This is a genomic window from Williamsia sp. Y844 (assembly GCF_056786475.1).
Genome location: NZ_JBXCJB010000001.1, coordinates 1,297,154 through 1,317,333 on the forward strand (window position 1 = coordinate 1,297,154; position 20,180 = coordinate 1,317,333).

Genomic DNA, 20,180 nt, shown 5'->3' on the forward strand with positions numbered 1-20,180 from the left:
GACACAGAGGAGACTGCCCGTGAAGCTGTCCATCGTCGATTTGGGGACTGTTGCTCCCGGCACCACGGAGAAGCAGGCCCTGGCCGATTCTCTGGAGACCGCCCGCCACGCCGAAAGCTCAGGCTTCCACCGCATCTGGTTCGCCGAACACCACCTGAGCCGTTCGGGAGCCTCCCATCACCCTGAACTGCTGATCGCGGCCGCGGCGACGCAGACTTCCGACATCCGGCTCGGTTCCGGAGCCGTACTGATGAACCACTACAGCCCATTCAAGGTCGCGGAGATGTTCCAGCAATTGGAAGCGATGGCCCCCGGGCGCATCGACCTGGGCATGGGTCGCGCGACGGCAGGTCCTGTCATCGATATGGCCTTGCAGCAGAACAGAGAACACCAGACCCACGTCGACCACCAACAACAGGTACTCGAAACCCTGTCGTGGCTGTATGACGCCTTTCCCGACAAGCACCCGTTCGCCGGACATCAGCTCATGCCGTCGGTACCCGAGGTCCCGCAGACCTGGCTTCTCGGGTCGAGTCCGAACGGTTCGAACCTGGCGGCAGGCCTTGGTATCGGCTACACGTTCGCCGGTTTCATCCGCCCGACCGAGGCAGCGCCTGCGCTACGCCACTACCGCAAGAACTTTCGTGCCCAAGGCTTCGGGCTCGACACTCCGCGCGCGATCCTGGCCGTCAACGTCACCGTCGGCGAAACCAGGGCCGACGGCGAACACCTCGCGAACTCCGCGAAAGGGTTCTACGCACGCCTGAGCCGTGCCGGACGCTCTGCGGGATCGGTGACCATTCCGTCCGCTGACGAGGCAGTCCGGGAGATGACCGATGCGGAGAAGAGCGAGCCCACGACCATCGTCGACGGTAGCTGGCCCCGGTTCGTGGCCGGCGGTCCTGACGACGTGCGCGCAACTCTGGAACAGATGGCCGAGGAGAGCGGCGCCGATGAAGTGATGCTCCAAGACCTCATCGCCGACCCCATCGCCCGGCGCCAGTCCCATGACTACATCGCGCAGGCGTTCGGCCTATCACCACGGCACGGTTCCACCAACGCTGCCGGGGAGGCCGTTCATTGAAATCCCCCACGCCCACGGTGTCGGCAGGCCAGGGAATTAAACGGACCGCAGTTCTATTTATATGGTCATGAAGAACATCGGATTTCTGTCGTTCGGGCATTGGTCGGACTCGCCGGGCTCACAGACGCGATCTGCCGCGGACACTCTCCTGCAATCCATCGATCTTGCGGTTGCGGCCGAGGAACTCGGAGCGGACGGCGCCTACTTCCGTGTGCACCACTTCGCCCGCCAACTCGGCTCGCCTTTTCCGCTGCTCGCAGCGGTTGGCGCAAAAACAAATCGCATCGAGATCGGCACCGGCGTGATCGATATGCGCTACGAGAACCCGATGTACATGGCCGAAGATGCCGGCGCTGCCGACCTCATTTCAGAAGGCCGACTGCAGCTGGGAATCAGCCGCGGATCCCCCGAGCAGGTGATCAACGGTTACCACTACTTCGGTTACGTACCCGGCGACGGCTCCAATGACGCCGACATGGCACGCGAGCACACCGACGTCTTCCTCAAGGTCATCTCCGGCGCCAAGTTCGCCCAGCCCAACCCGTCGCCGATGTTCCCGAATCCGCCCGGTGCGCTCGGTATCGAACCGCAGTCGCCGGGCCTGCGCGACCGGATCTGGTGGGGCGCGGGTAGCCGCGCGACCGCCGAATGGACCGCGAAACAGGGCATGAACCTGATGAGTTCGACGTTGCTGGCCGAGGACACCGGTGTCCCCTTCCACCAGCTACAGGCCGAGCAGATCGAGCGATTCCGCGACACCTGGAAAGAGGCCGGCCATGAGCGGGAGCCACGAGTATCTGTGAGCCGCAGCATCTTTGCACTCGTCGACGACCGCGACCGCGCCTACTTCGGTCGTGGCGGCGACGACGCCGATCAAGTCGGTGTCATCGACGGAGGCATCGCCCGGTTCGGTCGCAGCTACGCCGACGAACCGGACCGACTGATCGAGCAGCTCCGCGAGGACGAGGCGATCGCCGCGGCCGACACCTTGCTGCTCACCGTGCCGAATCAGCTTGGCGTCGACTACAACGCCCACGTCATCGAATCGATCCTCGAACACGTCGCGCCCGCACTCGGCTGGCGCTGACCACCGGGTCGAAAAAGGGCCGCCTGCACACGCGCTGCCCGACGTACCATCGCGATATGGACGAACCCGGGCGACAACCGCCGGGTCGGCGAGGTCCGCCGGAGATCCGCATCGCGCCCCCACAGGTATCCGCCGCCGACCACCGACCCCACCTCGTCGACGCCGCCGCGGTCGTATGGCTTGTCGCGGCGACGACGTTGGCCGCCGCCGCCGCCGGGACAGCCTTCGACTACGTGGAAGTGCACGATGCGGTGGCCGATCACTTCACCGCGGCGCACCCCGCGACCGACCCCGACGACACCGCCGAGACAGTGGACTTCATCCTGATCGGCAACGGAGCCGTGGCATTGTTGATCGTGGCGATCGCGGTCGTCGGGTTCATCCGGGTCCGCGACCGACTCAACTCTGGACGCACGGCACTGGCCGTCATCGCCGCACTCGCGGTGGCCGTCGAGATCCAGTACTGGCTGGTGTCCGAGCCTGCCCATGAGGTGGTCGGCGGGGTGATCTCAGTTCTGCCGCTCGTGATGGCCGGTTTCGCGGTGATCGGTAGTGCTCTCCTGTACGCACCCGCCGTGGGCACGTGGCTCGATGCACCCCTGCTCGCGGACGGAGGGTGATCCCTGCCGAAACAATTCGCTACATAGGCCTTGTATTGAAAACAGACCCGTTGTAATTTGGACGTGTGTCGACCGCCAAGGAAGACGCCGAGGCAGTGGGTACAACGCCAACAACACGTACGTACCGATCCCCGCGGCGACGTTTACAGGCGGCTCAAACCCGGGCCGCCGTTCTTCAGGCCGCCAACGAGCTGTTCGCCGCGAACGGGTGGGTTGGCACCAGCATGTCGCTCATCGCGCGCACCGCAGGTGTATCCATTGAAACCATCTACGCCACAATCGGATCCAAGGCCGAAGTGTTGAAGCTTGTTGTGGACGTGGCGGTCGCCGGTGACGACGAACCCGTCGCATTGGCCGATCGACCCGAATACGTCGCGCTCGGACGCGGGCCCACGCTTCGAACCAGAGCCCGTGCGGCGGCCGAGTTGATGGGCGCCATCAACGAACGCACGTCCCGCCTGGACGCCGCGCTGCGGCAGGGTGCGGCGACGGACGACCGCCTCGCCGAACTTCTCGGCACGCTCGACCGAAGCCGCCGCGAGCAAACTGCCGCCGGTGGCCACCTGATCGCGGGCCGCAAGCTCCGCGACACCGAATTCGACGAGATCTGGATGCTCACGAGCATCGCGGTTCACGACCTGCTCGTCCGCGACTCCGGTTGGAGCCGGGATCGGTACGAGAGCTGGCTTGCCGACCGCATCGAGGAACTGTTTTCACGCCCGGCGTGACAAGCCAGGCCCGCCGAAAGGCATGAAAGATGAACACCGATCCGACCGCACCCGCCGACACGCGGATCAACAGCATCGTGCACGCCGCGCTGCGCCGAGACATCACCCGAACGAAGACCGCGCTTCGACAACAACATTCGCCAGATTCCGTCCAGCGGACGGCAATTGCCGACCACCTGATCTGGATGGCCGGGTTCCTGCACCGGCATCACACTGCCGAGGACGGGTTGTGGCCGCTGATCCGGCAGCGCAACCCCGACGCCGGTCCGCTGCTCGATCAGATGGAGGCCGACCATGCGCGAGTCTCTCCGGCGATCGATCGCTTGGCCGCAGCCGCCACGAAATACCGCGCTTACGACTGGGCACTGCCGGAGCTTGCGTCTTCGGTCGAGGCGCTCGAGAACGAACTCCTCCCACACTTGCGTCGGGAGGAGGACGAGATGATGCCGATCGTCTCGCGCACTCTCACCCGTGCCGAGTTCGACGAGTGGGACCAGGCGACGAACATCGCACCAAAGAGCAAGCGCGAACTGGGGATCGAGGGACACTGGCTCATCGACGGTCTCGATCAGGAACGGTACGACCTCGTCGTCGATCTCGTGCCCCCGGTTGTACGTTTTATCGTGCTCCACGGGTTTGCCCGTCCGTACCGGCGCGCGTGTACCGCGCGGTGGGGGCCGAACGTAGACGTCACCCCGCGACCGCAACGCGCTGACCGCAGGTTTCGCACCGATGGCACGGTGAGCCTGCACATCGACGCCGAGCCGGGAGTTCTGTACGACGCCGTCGCCGACGTCACCAACATCGGTGGACGAAGCCCCGAATGCCGCTCGTGCACATGGCTTCCCGGTTCACAGCCTCAGGCGGTGGGAGCTCGGTTCCGCGGACACAACAAGTTCCGGTACGCGCGCTGGTCCCGGGTCTGCGAGATCGTCGCTGCCGAACCCGGCGGCGAGTTCACGTTCCGCACGATTCCCGAGCGCATCGACCGGACCCGGCACGACTCGACCACCTGGTCGTACACGTTCACGCCCGATGGCAACGGAACGCTGGTCACGCACTCCTACCAAATCACCGTGCTGCCCGCGCGACCACTGATCTGGCTCTATTCCCGGCTCTTCCCACACCACACCGACATGCGGCCGCACATGCTTCAAAACCTCACAGCGCTGCAGCGGCAGACCGTCGGCAGCGAGGTTCACGCAGCCGCCCGGGACACCTGACGCTCAGATCTGTGGTCTCGGTAGGCTTCCTTCCATGGCCGGACCCGGTGAGAGCGTCAGTTGATGGAGACCGTCCTGCTCGGATCCGGTGCCGCCGACGGATGGCCGAATGCGTTTTGCCGGTGCGATTCCTGCATCTCCGCGTTGCGTCGTGGTGACATCCGTGGGCAGACGGCGGCCCTTGTCGACAACACACTCCTGATCGATTGCGGACCGGAGGCACCTGCTGCCGCCAGCCGACTCGGACGCACGCTTGCGGATGTCCGCACCATCCTGATCACACACGACCACCCGGATCATTTTGGACCGCAGGCGTTGTTGTTCCGATCATGGATTACCGGTGCCGGACCGATCGACCTGGTGGGTCCGGTTGATGCACTCGATCGAGCAAGAGACTGGATCGGACCGAACGATCCGGTCACTTTACGGACGGTCGCTGCCGGTGATCGAATCATGCTCTCCGGCTATGAGATCCGGGCGCTGGCAGCGAACCACCACGTCTACCGCGACGGCGACTGCGTGCTGTACGACGTCACGGGTCCGGACGGTTCACGGCTCCTGTGGGCCACCGATACCGGTCCGCTGCCAGACGACTGGTTCTCCGAGAACACCGGTGCGCGCTATGACGCGGTCTTTCTCGACACCACGTTCGGGGATACACCCCACTCCCCCGGCCATCACACACTCGACGACGCACTCAAGACGATCACTGCCCTGCGTGCCTGCGCTGCCGTCCACGACCTGACGGAAGTTGTCGGGGTGCACCTGAGTCATCACCATCGGTCGATCGATCACGTTGCGTCGGAACTCTCCACTGTGGGAGCACGGCCCGGCGCCGACGGCGACATCATCGGTCGCTTGGTTCGCGCACCCAGGTAGACGGTCGCGTCGCTATCCTCATCCGGTGGCCCCTTCATCTGCCGGTACCCGCCGCTGTCCCTGTACCAGTGGTCTGACGTGGGAAGACTGCTGCGGACCCATCTTGGCCGGTGACCGGCAGGCCCCCACCGCCGAAGCACTGATGCGTTCGCGCTTCTCCGCCTTCGCGGTCGGTGAGCGCGACTATCTCTTGCACAGCTGGCACCCGCGAACCCGGCCCGATTCGCTGGACCTCGACGAGTCCATGCGCTGGCGTCGCCTCGACATCGAATCCACAAGCAAGGGTTCGCTTTTCGACTCCGTCGGCGAAGTCACCTTCACCGCGTTCTACCGGATCAAGGGCGACGGCGCCGGAACCCTGCACGAGCACAGCCGGTTCGAGCGACTCGACGGACGCTGGGTGTACGTCGACGGCGTCGTCACCGACTGAACCGTGACGGACTGAGCGATTTTCGATGAACCGACGGTGATCAGGATCCTGTGGACGAACCGATCGATGACCCGCCACCACTGGTGGAGCCCGACCCCCACCCCGCGCCGAGGACAAGCGCGCCGGTTACACCGAGCAGGTTGGGATTCAGGTTGCAGACGCTCACCACCGCATAAACCCCGTTGGGGATGTCCTCGAAAGTCCCGGACACCACGTTTTCACTGTTGGCACCTCGCAGCAGGTAAATCGCAGTGATCGCACCAGAGTCTTCGAGTTCCTGCAGCAAGGCAAGAACATCGATGTCAGGGTTACCCAGGATGTACTCGAGCAACACCGGGCCGACGACCGGCGCCGCTCGAACCGCGTCGACCACAGCGGTGGTACAAGAGCCCGGCAATGTGATCGACCCGATGAGCGGCACCCGCGGCACATCGGTGGCCGTGTAGGTGATGGAATTGCCGCTGACCTGGACGGAGTACCCGATCCCCTGGGCAATTCCTATTGCCGGGACGACACCGGGTTCAGCGGGTTTCGCATTGACGAGCGCGGGAGCCGCAAGAGCGGTCGCAGCCACAGTCGCGAGAGTGAGCACGGTTCTTGCGAGCACGTTACGAAGCATCGCATGCCTTTACGTAGGATCGTGAATAATCATTTCGATCGTAAACCCTAGCTAGATATCACAATCCGCGCGGCGAATCCGCTCAATGTGTCTGTTCAGCGTCCGGATCGGGTGTGACGTGGCGGCGGGACAGTTCGTAAATCGCCCTGAACACGCGTCTGGATGATTCGGCCCACGGCATGAGAATCGGGAAGACGTGGAACATCCCACGTTCCTCCATCGCGTGTACCCGCACGCCTGCACCCTCGAGGTTGGCGACGAACTCCCGGATGCCATCGCGGAACATCTCGTCAGCGCCCCAACACACAAATGTCGGCGGGAACCACGCCGGATCGGCGGCGGCGTACACCGCGGAGACCCGTTCGTCGTTCGGCTGGACGCCCTGCAGGTACGGCGCGGCCGGCAGGTTCCAGGGCAGGATGTCGAGCTGCGCGTTTTCGGTGATCGACGGGTGGTCGAAGTCAAAATCGACCTCAGGGGAAAACAATGCGATCGCGGCCGGAGCGGGCAGATCCTGCCGGTGGAGATGCGAGATCAGGGATGTTGTCAATCCACCTCCGCCGGAGTCACCGGCGACAACGAGGTGCTCCGCCTCGACACCACGGTCGAGGAGTCCCCGATAGACGTCCGCGGCGTCGAGCATGCCGGCAGGGAATGGGAACTCGGGGGCCATCCGATAGTCGGCGATGAAGACTTCGGCTCCGGTTATCCGCACCAACGATGAGGCAAATGCGGCATACATGATCGGTGAAGTACCGATGTATCCACCGCCATGGAGGTAGAGGATGGTCGCGCCGATCGCCTGTTTGTCGTCGGTTTCATCGACGTAGGCGTCGGTGCTGGCCTTCGCCCGGCACCAGATTCCTTCGATTCCTCCGATCGTGTCGTCAGTGATCTCGACGCTGTCGGTGGCCTCGACGAACGGCGGCACCACCACCCGGCAGATATCGTCGAGAATTTTCTCCATCGACCGGAACTCCTCGATCGGTAGCCCCATCGAGTAACCCATGAACGAACGGACGGCCTGCCGGGTGACCGATTGGCCAAGGTTGTCGAGCAAACCGCCAGGCCCCTCCCACGGCCGCCGGAAAGGCACCTTGGCCAGCCCGTTCAGCATGCTATCCGCCAGACCCATCACGGCCAGAGCAGTCACCGGCTTGGACGCTGTCTTCACATCGGGACGATCAGCCATCACCATGCCATCCATCCTATGGGCGGATGGTCACAGATTGTGGTCGTCGCGCCGGCACCGAGATCCGAACTGAATCAGGCTGTGATAATCGGCCGAAAACATCGAGGGGGGCTCAGGAGCCATATTTCGAGTTCACAGGGACGTCTGCGCTGCCCTGTTCAGTGGTGATCACAGGCCGCGATGACGGCACGTTTACAGCCGCAGAAGACCAGCTCTGACTTGTGCAAGCAATAGCCAGCATCTAGGCTCGGATGATGGTCATAGGTCAGCCCGTCGAGGCACCCACCCGCGCAGACAACTCCCGCTGGTACGCCCTGGCCGCAGTCTGTTTCGGCATGATGCTGACATTCCTCAACATCACCGCAACCATCTCGTCCGTTCCGGCCATCGAGGAGGATCTTCAGGCGGGCAGCGCGACGATGGTCTGGATCCCGAGCATCTTCGCGCTCGTGGTGGCCAGCCTGGTGCTGTCTTCGGGAACCCTCGGCGACGTCATCGGTCGCCGGACAGCGTTCGTGATCGGGTCGGCCATCATGTCGGCGGGCAGCCTCTGCTCCTTCCTCGCACACTCCAGCGGATGGGTCCTCGCCGCACAGGCCATCACCGGAGTGGGCGCAGCGCTCGTCCTACCCAACAGCCTCGCCATCATCAGCAACAGCTTCACCCAACCCAAGGAGCGCACCGAGGCCATCAGTATCTGGGCCGCCTGTTCCGGGCTCGGACTGGCCATCGGGCCGCTCTCTGCCGGTGCGGTTCTGGGTGAGTTCTCTTGGAACGCAGTCTTCTTGGTGAACGCCATCGCTGCTCTCGTCGTGACCCTTGTCGCGCCGTTCGTGGTTCCGCAGAGCAAGGTGGCCGGCGCACATCTAGACCTTCCCGGACTCGTCACCGCTACTGCCACCATCGCCTCCCTGACGTTTTGGGTCATCGACGGATCACACAACGGATTCGGGTCGACGCGTGCAATCGTCGCGATCGTTGTATTCGTCTGTGCCCTGGCCTTGTTCATCGCATACGAGCGCGCCGTCGACGCGCCGATGCTCGACTTGAAACTCTTTCGTTCACCATCGTTCTCCACCGTCATGGTGGTGAGCGCCACCGTCCTCTTCGGGTTCACGGGCCTGTCCTTGATCTCGGTACTCTTCCTCGAACGGGTCGGCGCGCTGAGCGCGTGGACGACCGGTCTCCATCTCCTGGCACTCATGGCGACATACGTGGTGGTCAGCGGGATCGCGCCACGACTGCTGCCGCGCTTGGGTTTCAAGGTGATGCTCACCGGAGGATTGCTGATCACCTCTGCCGGCTCACTGCTGTTGTTGCGGGTACACCCGAATGATGGCTGGACCGACCTCTCCATCGCATTGGTGGTCCTGGGCATCGGATTCGGTTCACTCATCGCGCCCGCCACCGCCGCCGCCATGAACAGCGTGGCTCCCGCCCAAGCCGGGATGGCCAGCGGCACCGTCAACATGTTCCGCCAACTAGGCGGGGTTCTCGGGACCAGTGTGCTCGGATCAATCCTGACAGCACAGCTGGCCGAAGGTCTACTGACACAATCGCCCGCCGAAGCCTTCGAGTCCGCCTTTCACGTCTGCGCGGTGGTTGCCGCGATCGTGTTCGCGGTCGTGGCGATACCTGCCGCTCTATTCGTTCACAGCCGCCCGACGCACAACTGACCCGCATTCAGCGAGCCTTCTTGAGGATTGGGTCGGCGGCGGGGTACGAATGGTGGACAACCAGATCAAGGGGCGACAATGAGCGAGTGGTACTACAACCTCTCCACAGGCGAGGTCAAGGAAAAGATGCCGCGGGGTTTCGACCGGATGGGGCCATACCCGACCGAGGACGCCGCACGCCATGCCTTGGACTTGGCAAAAGAACGCACCAAGGCAGCTGACAAGTACGACCAGGACTGAGCATCGCCGGATGCACCCCACCGCATCGAACGCACTACGTCGATGCCTTCGAACTCTGATCCGTACCGTGGACCGGGCCGGCGCCGCCGATGGTTCCGCCTTCGACGAGCCCGACCTCATACGACCTCACGTGGGTTCAAAACGGTTCGGCTGGACCCACTTCGGGATCATGATCCCCGACCTACCCGAACCGCATCGATTCTTCTCGGTCATGTCACTGGTCGGCGCGACCGGTTCGCTGGCATTCGACAACGATCAGGCCCTGGCTGCGCAGCCCCGTGACAACGCTGCGGTGGTCGCGGGCACTGCAGCATCACATCCCGCACATTTTGGGAACTACGCGATCGGAATCGATTTCGTCTCGCACCCGGACGGCTCGCTGATCAAGTTCGGCGACGACCTGACCCTGACCGGCACCTACCCGAAGTATCAACTGACGGGCAGCCTCAATGGAGTCGACATCTCCCTTGAACTCCGCAATACAGACAAGGTGTCGTGGTTCTTTCGCACACCGGTCTACAAGCATCTGAGCCTTCTCACCGAATACCGCGGAACGTTCAGCCACCGGGGCGTCGACACCGCCGTCGAAGGGTTGTGCGCATTCGAGTACGGTGCCTGCCCGAGCCCGTACCTGTTGCGCTCCAAGCCACTTCCCGCATCCCTCAAGGCACCGCTGGACTACTTCGTCTACCACATCATCAATCTGGACGACGACAACCAGGTTCTGCTCAGCCAGTATTCGATCGGCGGCACCCCGTTGATGACCACCGCGCTGCATCGATCCCGTACCAGCTACGGAACCCGTTTTACCGACGTGCAATTCGAGGTGACCGCCGTACGAGACGCACCTGAGCCAACACCCTATGGAACGCCCATGCCGCTACCGCGGTCCACGCGCTTTGTGGTGCGAGACGGTGCCGGCAAACCCTGGCTGGATGTGCACACCGACATGGACACCCCCTTCACCTACGGTCTCGGCACCGGATTTGTCAGCGGATTCGCTTACACCGCAACGTGGCAGGGCCGTGACATCACCGGTCGCGGATACGTCGAATACATCGATCGCCGTACCCGCTGACCGATCAACGTCGACGAAGTGCCGGGTCGAGGAGCGACGGCGGAGTGTCAACCTTCTCATCGGGAGCGAGGTCAACACCGGGAGCGACTATCTCATCGATCGCGTCGAGGACATCACCCGGCAGAACGGTGTCCGCGGCCGCGAGTTGAGAATGCAGATGATCCATCGTGCGCGGACCGATGAGCGCACTGGTGACGGCCGGATGCGCGGTGACGAATCCGAGCGCGAGCTGGATCATCGTCAGACCTGCTTTGTCGGCGACCACCGCCAACTGTTCAACTGCCTCCATCTTTGCGCGATTGGTGGGGATGGCCGTATCGAACCGCTGCGGCATGAAAGCGGAACGGCTCGTGGTGATTTCGCGATCCTTTCGGATTGCGCCGGACAGCCAGCCAGAGGCCAACGGGCTCCAGGCCAACACGCCGAGTCCATACTGCTCGGTGACCGGCAGGACGTGGGATTCGATACCCCGCTGCAGGATCGAATAGCTGGGCTGTTCGGTCACATACCGGCTCGCGTGATTCGATCTGGCGGACCACTGCGCCTGCACGATTCGGTACGCCGGGAATGTCGAACTCCCGAAGTATCGGATCTTTCCTGCGCGTTGCATATCCGTGAGTGCCGACAAAGTCTCCTCGTCGCTTGTAGTCGGATCCCATCGATGAATTTGGTAGAGATCTACGTGATCGACGCCCAGTCGACGCAGGCTGTGGTCGAGTGCGGTGATCAGCCAGCGGCGCGAACCACCCCGATGGTTGCGCTCATCGCCCATCGGCATGGTCGCTTTGGTGGCCAGGACGACGTCGTCGCGTCGGCCTGCGATCGCCGCACCAACCATCTCCTCCGACTCCCCCTGGCCGTACATGTCGGCGGTATCGATGAGGTTGACGCCCGCGTCGATTGCGGCGTCGACGATCGCGGCGGACTCCTCCGTGCTGACCCGACCGATACTGCCGAAGTTCATCGCGCCCAACGCCAGCGTGCTGACCTGCACACCCGTCTGACCCAAAGTGCGGTACTGCATGTGATCTCTCCTCGATAGGGATTTCGGAGGAACGCCCGACTGGTGCCGCATCAACTGCTCTGGCATCCTGGATAAACGGATCGACGTTCCGTTAACCAACATACGGAACAAGGTTCCGTTTGCCAAGGGGAATCCTCAGACAGGGGCGAAGTGGCCGAGAACGAGAGCAGTCCGGGGTCGCCGGTGCCGAAGAAGCGTGCCGACGCGCGCCGAAACAATGAGGCGCTGCTGGACGCAGCAGCGGCCGCATTTGCCGAGTCCGGCGTCGATGCGGCAGTTCGCGACATAGCCGCCCGGGCCGGGGTCGGGGTCGGCACGATCTATCGCCACTTCCCGACACGCTCCGACCTCATCGTCGCCGTCTACCGGCACCAGGTCGAGGCGTGTGCCGAGGCGGGCCCCGCACTGTTGGCCAATGGCACTTCGCCACACGCGGCCCTGGCGTCGTGGATCAATCTCTTTGCCGATTTCCTCGTGACCAAACACGGCCTCGCAGAGGCACTTCAGTCGGACGAGGCGGGCTACCGGACGCTGCACGCCTACTTCATCGACCGACTCGTACCGGTCTGCGCCGACATCCTCGAAGCCGCCCGAAAGGCCGGGGAAATACGTTCTGACATAGGCGCTTACGAGCTGATGCGTGCGGTCGGGAATTTGTGCATCGGCAACGAGCACGACGAGGGGTACAACGCTCGGCGCATGGTCGGGGTCCTCATCGAGGGCCTTCGCCTCGCCTGACCGCCGACCACCGCGATCCGACGCGGCCGGTAGTCGCCGTCAGCGCGGCACCGGGATCTCGATCGGCCCGACTCCGGGAACGGTGATCGTGGTGGGTGCAGCGGGGCGGCGACTGGTCGATTCCGCACGGCCGGTGCTGACCGAAAGCGTGATCGTGCTGCCCGGTATCGCCGACTCACTCGGTGTCACCGACACAACCGTCCCGGCTCGCTGCCCGCCGGCCACGTTCTCGGTGGTCACCTTGAAACCCTCCCCTTCGAGGGTGGACGTCGCCAGATCAGAGGACATCCCGACCACGGACGGAACCTGTTTGCCGCCGACCCCGGCGACATACCTGGGATCATTCTTCGGTAGCGCCGTTTCGCCGAACTTCCCGGCAACCGGCAGCATCGCCGAGAACCAGGTGCGGGCCGGCTCGTTTCCGCCGTACAGACTGCCGTAGCCACACTGCCGCAGCGGATTCGAGCAGAGTTCGGAGATCACCGGTGAATCGTTGTAGACGTAGGTGGCACCGGCCAGGTTGTTGGTGAAACCCAGGAACGCCGATGACCGGTTGGCCTCGGTGGTGCCGGTCTTGCCGGACATCGGAAGGCTCCAACCCACCGAGCCCGCGGCGCCTGCTGCGGTTCCGGAACCACGGTCGTCCTCACTCATGGCGTTGGCCAGGGTGTTGGCCAGACCTTCCTCGACCACCCGCTCGCAGGCCGGGCGTTCGAATGGCACCTCCTGGACCGCCGGACCGCCCTGCGCATCGAGGATCTGATTGCCGTTGGCGTCGCGCTTCGGTTGAGTGATCGACGCGATCGGATTCGGCGGGCACCACACACCGCCCGAAGCGAGCGTGGCGGCGACGTTGGACAGTTCCAGGGTGTTGACGGCGGTCGGTCCGAGAGTGAACGAACCGAGGTTGTTCTCTTTGACGTAGTCGGCCAGACTCTGATCGCCGTAACCCGATGAGCCCGGGGCCGTGTACGAGCGCAAGCCCAGCCGCACAGCCATGTCAACGGTGGGCTCGACTCCGACGTCCTGCAGCAGTTTCACGAACGCGGTGTTCGGCGACTGGGCCAACGCCTGGGTCACCGTCATCTTCGCCGGATAGTTTCCGTCGTTCGATACGCAGTAGGTATTGGCGGGGCAGCCGTTGACGCCGCCGCTACTGCCCATGCCCTTTGCCTGCACGGTCTTCGGCACCTGCAACGACGAGCTGGCACCCAGGCCACGCTCCATCGCGGCGGCAACGGTGAAGACCTTGAACACAGACCCGGCTCCGTTACCGACCATCGAATAGGGCTGCGGCTGAACGGTCTGCCCGGCATCGCGATCCAGGCCGTAGTCGCGACTCGATGCCATCGCCAAGACGTCGTGCGACTCGGTACCCGGCCGGATCACGTCCATCACGTTGGCAACACCCTCGAGGTCCGGCGATGCGTACGTCCGGACGGAGTCGTGGGTTGCCTTCTGGATCTCGGGGTCGAGCGTGGTGCGGATGAGGTAACCGCCACGCGTGATCTCATCCCGGCTGATCCCGTTGTCGGCGAGGAACTGCAAGGCATAGTCACAGAAGAACCCGGCGTCACCGGCCGCGATACAACCCTGATCGATCGTGCGCGGCGACGGCAGCACGCCGAGCGGAAGGTCTTTCGCCGCTTGGTACTCGGCGGCACGGGCCGGGAAGTTCGCGATCAACGTGTCGAGCACGATGTTGCGTCGTTCCAGAACACCTTCGGGGTTGGTGTACGGATCGAGCGCCGAACTCGACTGCACCATGCCGGCGAGCATCGCCGATTCAGGAACGGTGAGGTCTTTGGCAGGCTTGCCGAAGTAGGTGTCCGCGGCGGACTGAATGCCGTAGGCGCCGTTGCCGAACGGGACCAGGTTCAGATAGCGGGTGACGATCGCCTTCTTGGCCTCTTGCTTTGCTGCGGCCGCATCGAGGTTCTTCTCGCGCATGGCCTGCTCGGTCAGGCTCGATTCCAGCGACTGCGCCATCCGGATCTCACGGAGTTTGCGAGCCGCGGTGGTCTCCGTCGCGGCTCGACGTTCAGCATCGGTGCGGGCCAGGACCAACAGTTGGTAGTTCTTCACATACTGCTGGTCGAGGGTCGATGCACCCTGCTGCACCTCGCCGGAAGCCTGGTTGGTGACGAATGCGCGCATGGTCCCCTTCCAGTCGACGCCGTCGTGTTCGAGGAATCGCCGGTCTTCGACGGAGATGATCGCGCGGACCATTTCCGGTGAGATGTCGTTGTAGCCGACCTGGAATCGACGCTGATCGTAGAGATAGGCGATCGGCCTGCCGTTGGTGTCGGTCATGGTTGTCACCTCCGGCACCTGACCCCCGACCAAGTCCGACTCGACGTTCTCGAGAGTTCCGGCAGCACGCCCGGCCGTGAACCCCACGCCACCGGCTATCGGGAACAACAAACCTGCGACAAGAACGCCTGCAAGCACACAACAGCCCAACAAGCTCCACAACGACCTAGATTTCGACACGATCGATACATTACGGACAAAAGGGATCGCGGAAACTTTGAGAGGCGAAACCGCACGCTATCGCAAACCTGGTGTGGCGTCGTGAACCAGGGAAAGGGTGTCCTTGATCATCGATTGCGCGACGCCGGCGGGGCTGCTGTCGCCGCCGAACATCGTGATCGATCCGAAGTCACCGCAGTCGAAGATCGCTGCTTTGTCGGGCCACCGGAGCAGGCCCAGTTGTGAATCGGCAGGAACCACGCGCAAAGACACCGTCACCAGGTCGGGGAGGTCGTGGTCTGCGACAGCGACCTGACGCAGTCGCAACCCCCGTCGTCCGGACCGGAACACCGAACGCTCGATCTCCGAGGTGATCGGTTCGAGGAGCACCTCGGCATCGGCTGGATCGCGCGCCCACAACAGTCCGGTCAGGATCCGGAGCTGGGTCGCCACATCTTCCCCCGACAGTTCCGTGGTGGCATCGTTACCCATCACTCCGGTCTGCCGGGCGGTGGCGGTCGCCAGGTCCAGGGTCACGCCCTCACTCAACTGGTCCAGAACGTATGTGGCGGTGGAGCTCAGACATCCACTCACCGACGTCACCGATATCCCCTGCCCGAGCGACCGCGCGAGGTCGACGGCAGGCAACATCCCGCCGACCGCGCCAGAAATCCTTACCGCGCAACCGAAGTCGATTGCCAACTGCTCGAGTTGCTTCCATCCGTAGAGCGGCGTCGACGTCGTTGCCGTGACCAGATGCGCACCGCACCGGATCGCGATCGTGGCGTCCGACACCGCCTGCGACGCGTCCATGTCGGCCGACGGGACCGCCTGCACCACAACCTTCGCCTCGACCTCACCCAGGAAATCAGCGAGATCGGTGAGTTCTTTCCACTCGGACAGAGGCGGAACCTCGCCGTCGCACACCACCTGCGATTGGTCTGTGCGTACCGCGACAACACTCAGATCGACGTCATGCCGCTTTCGACACTCATCGCGGTGCGCGCCGATCTGGTTGATATAGGCCCGCGCAACCGGCCCATATCCAAGAACCGCTATCGGAAGTCCGCGCATCGCCCCTCCCTCAGTTCTCCCGTCCACCAAGCCCCGACGTGCGTGAACAGTTCCGTTCACGTTCGCACACCGACCCCGAAACCCGCACGTCGTTCACGTCACCTCACTAGAGTGACTCAAATCACATTACGGCGCGAGTAGAAGGAACCACCATGAAAACGAAAGCCGCGATCCTGACAGAACTCAACACCGACTGGAAAATCGACGAGGTCGATCTGGGCGACCCGGTGTTCGGCGAGGTCCAGGTGCGGTTGGCGGCATCGGGCCTGTGTCATTCCGACGCCCATATCGTCAACGGCTCGAGCCCCATCCCGATCCTTCCGGTGCTCGGCGGACACGAGGGCGCAGGCGTCGTCACCAAAGTCGGACCGGGCGTGGCCGGCCTCGAAGAAGGCGATCACGTGGTGCTCGCCTTCGTGCCTGCCTGCGGCACCTGCCCCTCCTGCGCTCGCGGCCTGCAAAACCTCTGCGACAAAGGGGCCGGATTGCTGACCGGCCAAGCCATTGCCGACGGCACGTTCCGGGTCACGAAAGACGGTGCCCCCGTTCTTCAGATGTGCCTGCTGGGCACCTTCGCCCCCTATGTCACCGTGCATCAGGCATCCGTGGTGAAGATCGAGAAGGACATCCCACTGAAGACTGCCGCCCTACTGGGATGCGGCGTCTCGACGGGCTGGGGTTCGGCCACCGAGATCGGCAACACCAGACCCGGCGACACCGTCGTGGTTGCCGGGATCGGCGGCGTCGGTATCAACTCGGTCCAGGGCGCGGCCTACGCCGGGGCGCGCCACGTGGTGGCGATCGACCCCGTCGAGGGCAAACAAAAGACTGCACTCGACTTCGGCGCCACACATTCCTTCTCCTCGATGGAGGAAGCGCTGCCCCAGCTGGCCGATCTCACCTGGGGCACCATGGCGACCACGGTCATTCTCACCATGGGCGAGATCAAGGGCGAGTACATCCAGCAAGCCCTGTCACTGACCGGCAAGGGTGGCCAGGTGATCGTCACCGCGATGGGCCCGTACGACCAGATCGCCACCGACCTGAATCTGTTCGAACTGACATTGCTGCAGAAGCGGGTGCAGGGAGCGATCTTCGGAGGCGTCGGGCCGAGAACCCAGATCCCCAAGCTGCTCAACCTCTACCGTTCGGGCGCCCTCAAGCTGGACGAGCTCGTCACCACCACCTACCGGCTCGAGGACATCAATCAGGGCTACCGGGACATGGCCGACGGAAAGAACCTGCGAGGCGTCGTCGTCTACGGAGACGACGACTACTGACGGGACCCTGGAGCCCGCAGTAGCGAAGCCCTCCGGGACGTCGCACAGCAGAAACACCCACCGCCACGTGCGGTGGGTGTTCACGTTTGAGCCGCTAGGACCCCCTGAGCGACCCAACTTACTCCAATCCTCATAAGGATAGCAATACTTGTAAACCTGAGGGATTCACGCTTACACTTCCTCCAGAAATGTGGTCTGCGTCACGACCGCACTTTGTGTCATTCGTTCAGGACCCGGCGTCATTCCTCACGACAGGAGGCCCACCTTGGTACAGGCGGCCCGCTACACAAGCCAAAGCTCGTTCGGTCTCGCCGAGGGGTGGAATCTGAGCCGAGTCACCGAACCGAGCCGATTGTTCGGCGCCAACGGGATCCGATCCGGCCCCGATGGGCGCGTCTACATCGCGCAGGTCGCGGGCAGCACGATCAGCGCACTCGACATCGACACCGGCGATGTCGAGACCATCAGCGCCCAGGGCAGCGACATCGTCGCTCCTGACGACATGGCGTTCGATGCGAGCGGCGACATGTACATCACCGAGTACTACGACGGCCGCGTCAGCGTCCGGAGCCCTGATGGGAGTACCCGACTGCTGCGCGACGATCTTCCGGGCGCCAACGGGATCACCATCCACCAGGGCAGATTGTTCGTCAACGAGTGCCGCATCGGCGGACGATTGATGGAGATCAACCCCGCCGGTGGCGCCCCCAAGGTGCTCGCCGACAACCTCCCGATGCCCAACGCCATGGAGGTCGGCCCCGACGGGATGCTCTACTACCCGCTGGTCGCCACCAACGAGATCTTCCGGATCGACCCCAACGGTGGAGAACCCGAGCGCGTCGCCGCCGACCTCGGTGGCCCGACTGCGGTCAAGTTCGACTCCGCAGGATTCATCATCTCCACCCAGGTCGGCTCCGGCCAGGTCCTGCGGATCGACCCCCGCAGCGGCGACAAGACGGTGTCCGCCCAGATCGGGCCCGGCCTCGACAACCTCACCTTTGTCGGCGATCGACTCTTCGTGTCCGGCTTCACCGGTCAGATCACCGAGATCCTCGGCGGCGGCGAGACCCGCACCGCACTCCCCGACGGCCTGACCTGGCCGCTCGACCTGACGGTGGGACCGGACGGCACCCTCTACATCGCCGATGGAACGTTCCTGCTCGCACTCGAGGCCGACGGCGAATTGCGAACTCTGGGAATGCTTTTCAGTCCCGGCTACCCCGGTTACATCCGCGGCATGACGGCAATCGGCAAGGACCAGTTCATCGTTGCAGGCAACGGCGACGTCTCGCGGTACGACGCCGCCCAGGCCGAAAGCGAAGTCCTGGTCACCGGGCTCGATCAGGTCTACGGTGTGGCGGTTTCTGGTACCGGCGCCATCGCGGTCGCCGACTTCGGTGCCGGCGAAGTGCACTCCGTCGGATCCGGCAGCTCAGAAGTCCTGGCGAGCGGGCTCGACCATCCGACCGGCGTTGCCTTTACTGCCTCCGGAACTCTCCTGGTCTCCGAATCCGGTGCGGGACAGGTCGTTGCGGTGACCGGTTCGGGCACCGACACCGTTGTGGACGGACTCGAGCGTCCACACGGTCTCCTGGTTCAGGGCCAGACGCTGTACATCGTCGATGTCGGGGCCAAGACACTCATCGCCTTTGACCTGGAAACAAAGAGTCGCCAGACCATCGCGACCGACCTCCCGGTCGGCGCTCCTCCCGGGGTCACTCCGAAGCCGCTGCTCGGCCTGGTGCCGTTCTCCGGACCCCAGGGTCCGTTCACCGGTATCGCAGCCGGCCACGACGGCACCATCTACATCTCCGGTGACGCCGAGGGCAGCGTGCTGGCACTACGCAAGGAGGCCTGATCACAGCCATGGCGAACTCCCCAACCGACAGCAACGGTTTCGTCGATCTCACCGGCCGGGTCGTCATCGTCTCGGGCGCCGCCGGAGGTGGTATCGGCACCTCGGTGACCAGCCTGATCGCCAGGGCCGGTGCGACCGTCATCGCGGTGAGCCGATCGAAAGACAACCTCAAGACCCACATCGATCCCCTTGTGGGCGAAGGTCTCTCCGTCATCCCAGTCGCCGCCGACGCCGCCACCGACGAGGGCATCGCCGCCGTCATGGACGTCGCACGTCAGACCGAGGGTCGGCTCTACGGACTGGTCAATGTCGCCGGTGGCGCCGCTCCGGCCACCTGGATGCCTGCCACCCGGGTGACCCGCTCCGACTGGCGAGACCTGTTCACCCAGAACCTCGAGACGATGTTCTTCATGAGTCAGGCGGTCGCCGCCGAACTCAAGGCACAGGAACTGCCCGGATCGATCGTGTCGATCTCGTCGATCAGCGGAATGAACACCGCGCCTTTCCATATCGCCTACGGAACGGCCAAGGCGGCTCTGGTGGCGGCCACGCGCACCATGGCCGTCGAGCTGGCCACCGACAACATCCGGGTGAACACCATCGCGCCCGGTGTGACCGCAACGCCGTCCTCCGAGATGTATGTCGACAAGGATCCGGAGCGGGACCGACGCGCAATCGCGATGGGCCGCCGGGCCCGCCCGGAGGAACAGGCAGGCGCCATCCTGTTCTTCTTGTCCGATCTCTCGAGTTACATCACCGGACAAACCTTGCTCGTCGATGGGGGCCTGAACCTCAAGTGGACACATATGGGCGCCGACCACACCTCGCTGTTCCTCAAGGACGAGAACTTCCGCGCCGCCATGACGCAGTGATCCTCG

Annotated in this window: 19 protein-coding genes; 14 read left to right on the plus strand and 5 right to left on the minus strand. The window is 63.9% G+C overall.

Translation table 11 applies throughout. The features are described 5' to 3' along the window. Positions 1-19 precede the first annotated feature (19 nt). The 7 genes from AC1TQG_RS05775 (at position 20) to AC1TQG_RS05805 (ending at position 6,051) form a co-directional block, all read left to right on the plus strand. Positions 20-1,084 (plus strand): MsnO8 family LLM class oxidoreductase, encoded by a 1,065-nt coding sequence (locus tag AC1TQG_RS05775; protein WP_482135974.1) that lies wholly within the window; start codon positions 20-22, stop codon positions 1,082-1,084. A 67-nt stretch (positions 1,085-1,151) separates the two neighbouring features. Then, positions 1,152-2,171: an LLM class flavin-dependent oxidoreductase gene (locus AC1TQG_RS05780; protein WP_482135975.1), complete on the plus strand. Its 1,020-nt coding sequence runs from the start codon at positions 1,152-1,154 to the stop codon at positions 2,169-2,171. Positions 2,172-2,227: 56 nt separating this feature from the next. Continuing rightward, positions 2,228-2,791 carry a hypothetical protein gene (locus AC1TQG_RS05785; RefSeq protein ID WP_482135976.1) on the plus strand — a complete coding sequence of 188 codons (564 nt, stop codon included), beginning with the start codon at positions 2,228-2,230 and terminating at the stop codon, positions 2,789-2,791. Positions 2,792-2,856: 65 nt separating this feature from the next. Next, entirely contained in the window at positions 2,857-3,519 is a 663-nt protein-coding gene (locus tag AC1TQG_RS05790; protein WP_482135977.1) for a TetR/AcrR family transcriptional regulator, read from the plus strand. A 29-nt stretch (positions 3,520-3,548) separates the two neighbouring features. Further along, positions 3,549-4,742, plus strand: a complete 1,194-nt coding sequence (locus AC1TQG_RS05795) for a hemerythrin domain-containing protein (RefSeq protein WP_482135978.1) — start codon at positions 3,549-3,551, stop codon at positions 4,740-4,742. 63 nt (positions 4,743-4,805) lie between these two features. After that, positions 4,806-5,621, plus strand: a complete 816-nt coding sequence (locus AC1TQG_RS05800) for an MBL fold metallo-hydrolase (protein WP_482135979.1) — start codon at positions 4,806-4,808, stop codon at positions 5,619-5,621. A 25-nt stretch (positions 5,622-5,646) separates the two neighbouring features. Continuing rightward, positions 5,647-6,051, plus strand: coding sequence for a YchJ family protein (locus AC1TQG_RS05805; protein ID WP_482135980.1), 405 nt, complete (start codon positions 5,647-5,649; stop codon positions 6,049-6,051). Positions 6,052-6,091: 40 nt separating this feature from the next. On the opposite strand, the gene AC1TQG_RS05810 is transcribed toward AC1TQG_RS05805, so the two are convergent. Next, entirely contained in the window at positions 6,092-6,658 is a 567-nt protein-coding gene (locus AC1TQG_RS05810; protein ID WP_482135981.1) for a hypothetical protein, read from the minus strand. 94 nt (positions 6,659-6,752) lie between these two features. Beyond that, positions 6,753-7,868, minus strand: a complete 1,116-nt coding sequence (locus tag AC1TQG_RS05815) for an alpha/beta hydrolase (RefSeq protein ID WP_482135982.1) — start codon at positions 7,866-7,868, stop codon at positions 6,753-6,755. A gap of 248 nt (positions 7,869-8,116) precedes the next feature. On the opposite strand from AC1TQG_RS05815, the gene AC1TQG_RS05820 reads away from it, so the two are divergent. The 3 genes from AC1TQG_RS05820 to AC1TQG_RS05830 all read left to right on the plus strand — a co-directional run bounded on the left by AC1TQG_RS05820 (position 8,117) and on the right by AC1TQG_RS05830 (position 10,856). Next, a complete protein-coding gene (locus tag AC1TQG_RS05820) occupies positions 8,117-9,538 on the plus strand; it encodes an MFS transporter (RefSeq protein WP_482135983.1) in 1,422 nt (473 codons plus the stop codon). 78 nt (positions 9,539-9,616) lie between these two features. Continuing rightward, the gene (locus tag AC1TQG_RS05825; protein WP_482135984.1) at positions 9,617-9,778 is read left to right on the plus strand and encodes a hypothetical protein; all 162 of its coding nucleotides are present in this window, start codon (positions 9,617-9,619) and stop codon (positions 9,776-9,778) included. A 10-nt stretch (positions 9,779-9,788) separates the two neighbouring features. Continuing rightward, complete coding sequence (locus tag AC1TQG_RS05830; protein WP_482135985.1) at positions 9,789-10,856, plus strand: DUF6670 family protein; 1,068 nt, start codon at positions 9,789-9,791, stop codon at positions 10,854-10,856. Positions 10,857-10,860: 4 nt separating this feature from the next. On the opposite strand, the gene AC1TQG_RS05835 is transcribed toward AC1TQG_RS05830, so the two are convergent. After that, positions 10,861-11,880, minus strand: a complete 1,020-nt coding sequence (locus AC1TQG_RS05835; protein WP_482135986.1) for an aldo/keto reductase — start codon at positions 11,878-11,880, stop codon at positions 10,861-10,863. Between the two features lie 150 nt (positions 11,881-12,030). Between AC1TQG_RS05835 and AC1TQG_RS05840 the strand changes: the two genes are divergently transcribed. Continuing rightward, positions 12,031-12,618 carry a TetR/AcrR family transcriptional regulator gene (locus tag AC1TQG_RS05840; RefSeq protein ID WP_482135987.1) on the plus strand — a complete coding sequence of 196 codons (588 nt, stop codon included), beginning with the start codon at positions 12,031-12,033 and terminating at the stop codon, positions 12,616-12,618. A 39-nt stretch (positions 12,619-12,657) separates the two neighbouring features. Here AC1TQG_RS05840 and AC1TQG_RS05845 read toward each other — a convergent pair whose 3' ends face one another. Next, positions 12,658-15,111, minus strand: coding sequence for a penicillin-binding protein (locus AC1TQG_RS05845; RefSeq protein ID WP_482135988.1), 2,454 nt, complete (start codon positions 15,109-15,111; stop codon positions 12,658-12,660). A 57-nt stretch (positions 15,112-15,168) separates the two neighbouring features. Next, complete coding sequence (locus tag AC1TQG_RS05850) at positions 15,169-16,164, minus strand: hypothetical protein (RefSeq protein ID WP_482135989.1); 996 nt, start codon at positions 16,162-16,164, stop codon at positions 15,169-15,171. A gap of 152 nt (positions 16,165-16,316) precedes the next feature. Here AC1TQG_RS05850 and AC1TQG_RS05855 point away from each other — a divergent pair, with 152 nt between their 5' ends. The 3 genes from AC1TQG_RS05855 to AC1TQG_RS05865 all read left to right on the plus strand — a co-directional run bounded on the left by AC1TQG_RS05855 (position 16,317) and on the right by AC1TQG_RS05865 (position 20,174). Then, a complete protein-coding gene (locus tag AC1TQG_RS05855; protein WP_482135990.1) occupies positions 16,317-17,444 on the plus strand; it encodes an NDMA-dependent alcohol dehydrogenase in 1,128 nt (375 codons plus the stop codon). A gap of 265 nt (positions 17,445-17,709) precedes the next feature. Next, a complete protein-coding gene (locus AC1TQG_RS05860; RefSeq protein ID WP_482135991.1) occupies positions 17,710-19,302 on the plus strand; it encodes an SMP-30/gluconolactonase/LRE family protein in 1,593 nt (530 codons plus the stop codon). Positions 19,303-19,310: 8 nt separating this feature from the next. Further along, positions 19,311-20,174: an SDR family NAD(P)-dependent oxidoreductase gene (locus tag AC1TQG_RS05865; protein ID WP_482135992.1), complete on the plus strand. Its 864-nt coding sequence runs from the start codon at positions 19,311-19,313 to the stop codon at positions 20,172-20,174. The last annotated feature ends 6 nt before the right edge of the window (positions 20,175-20,180 follow it).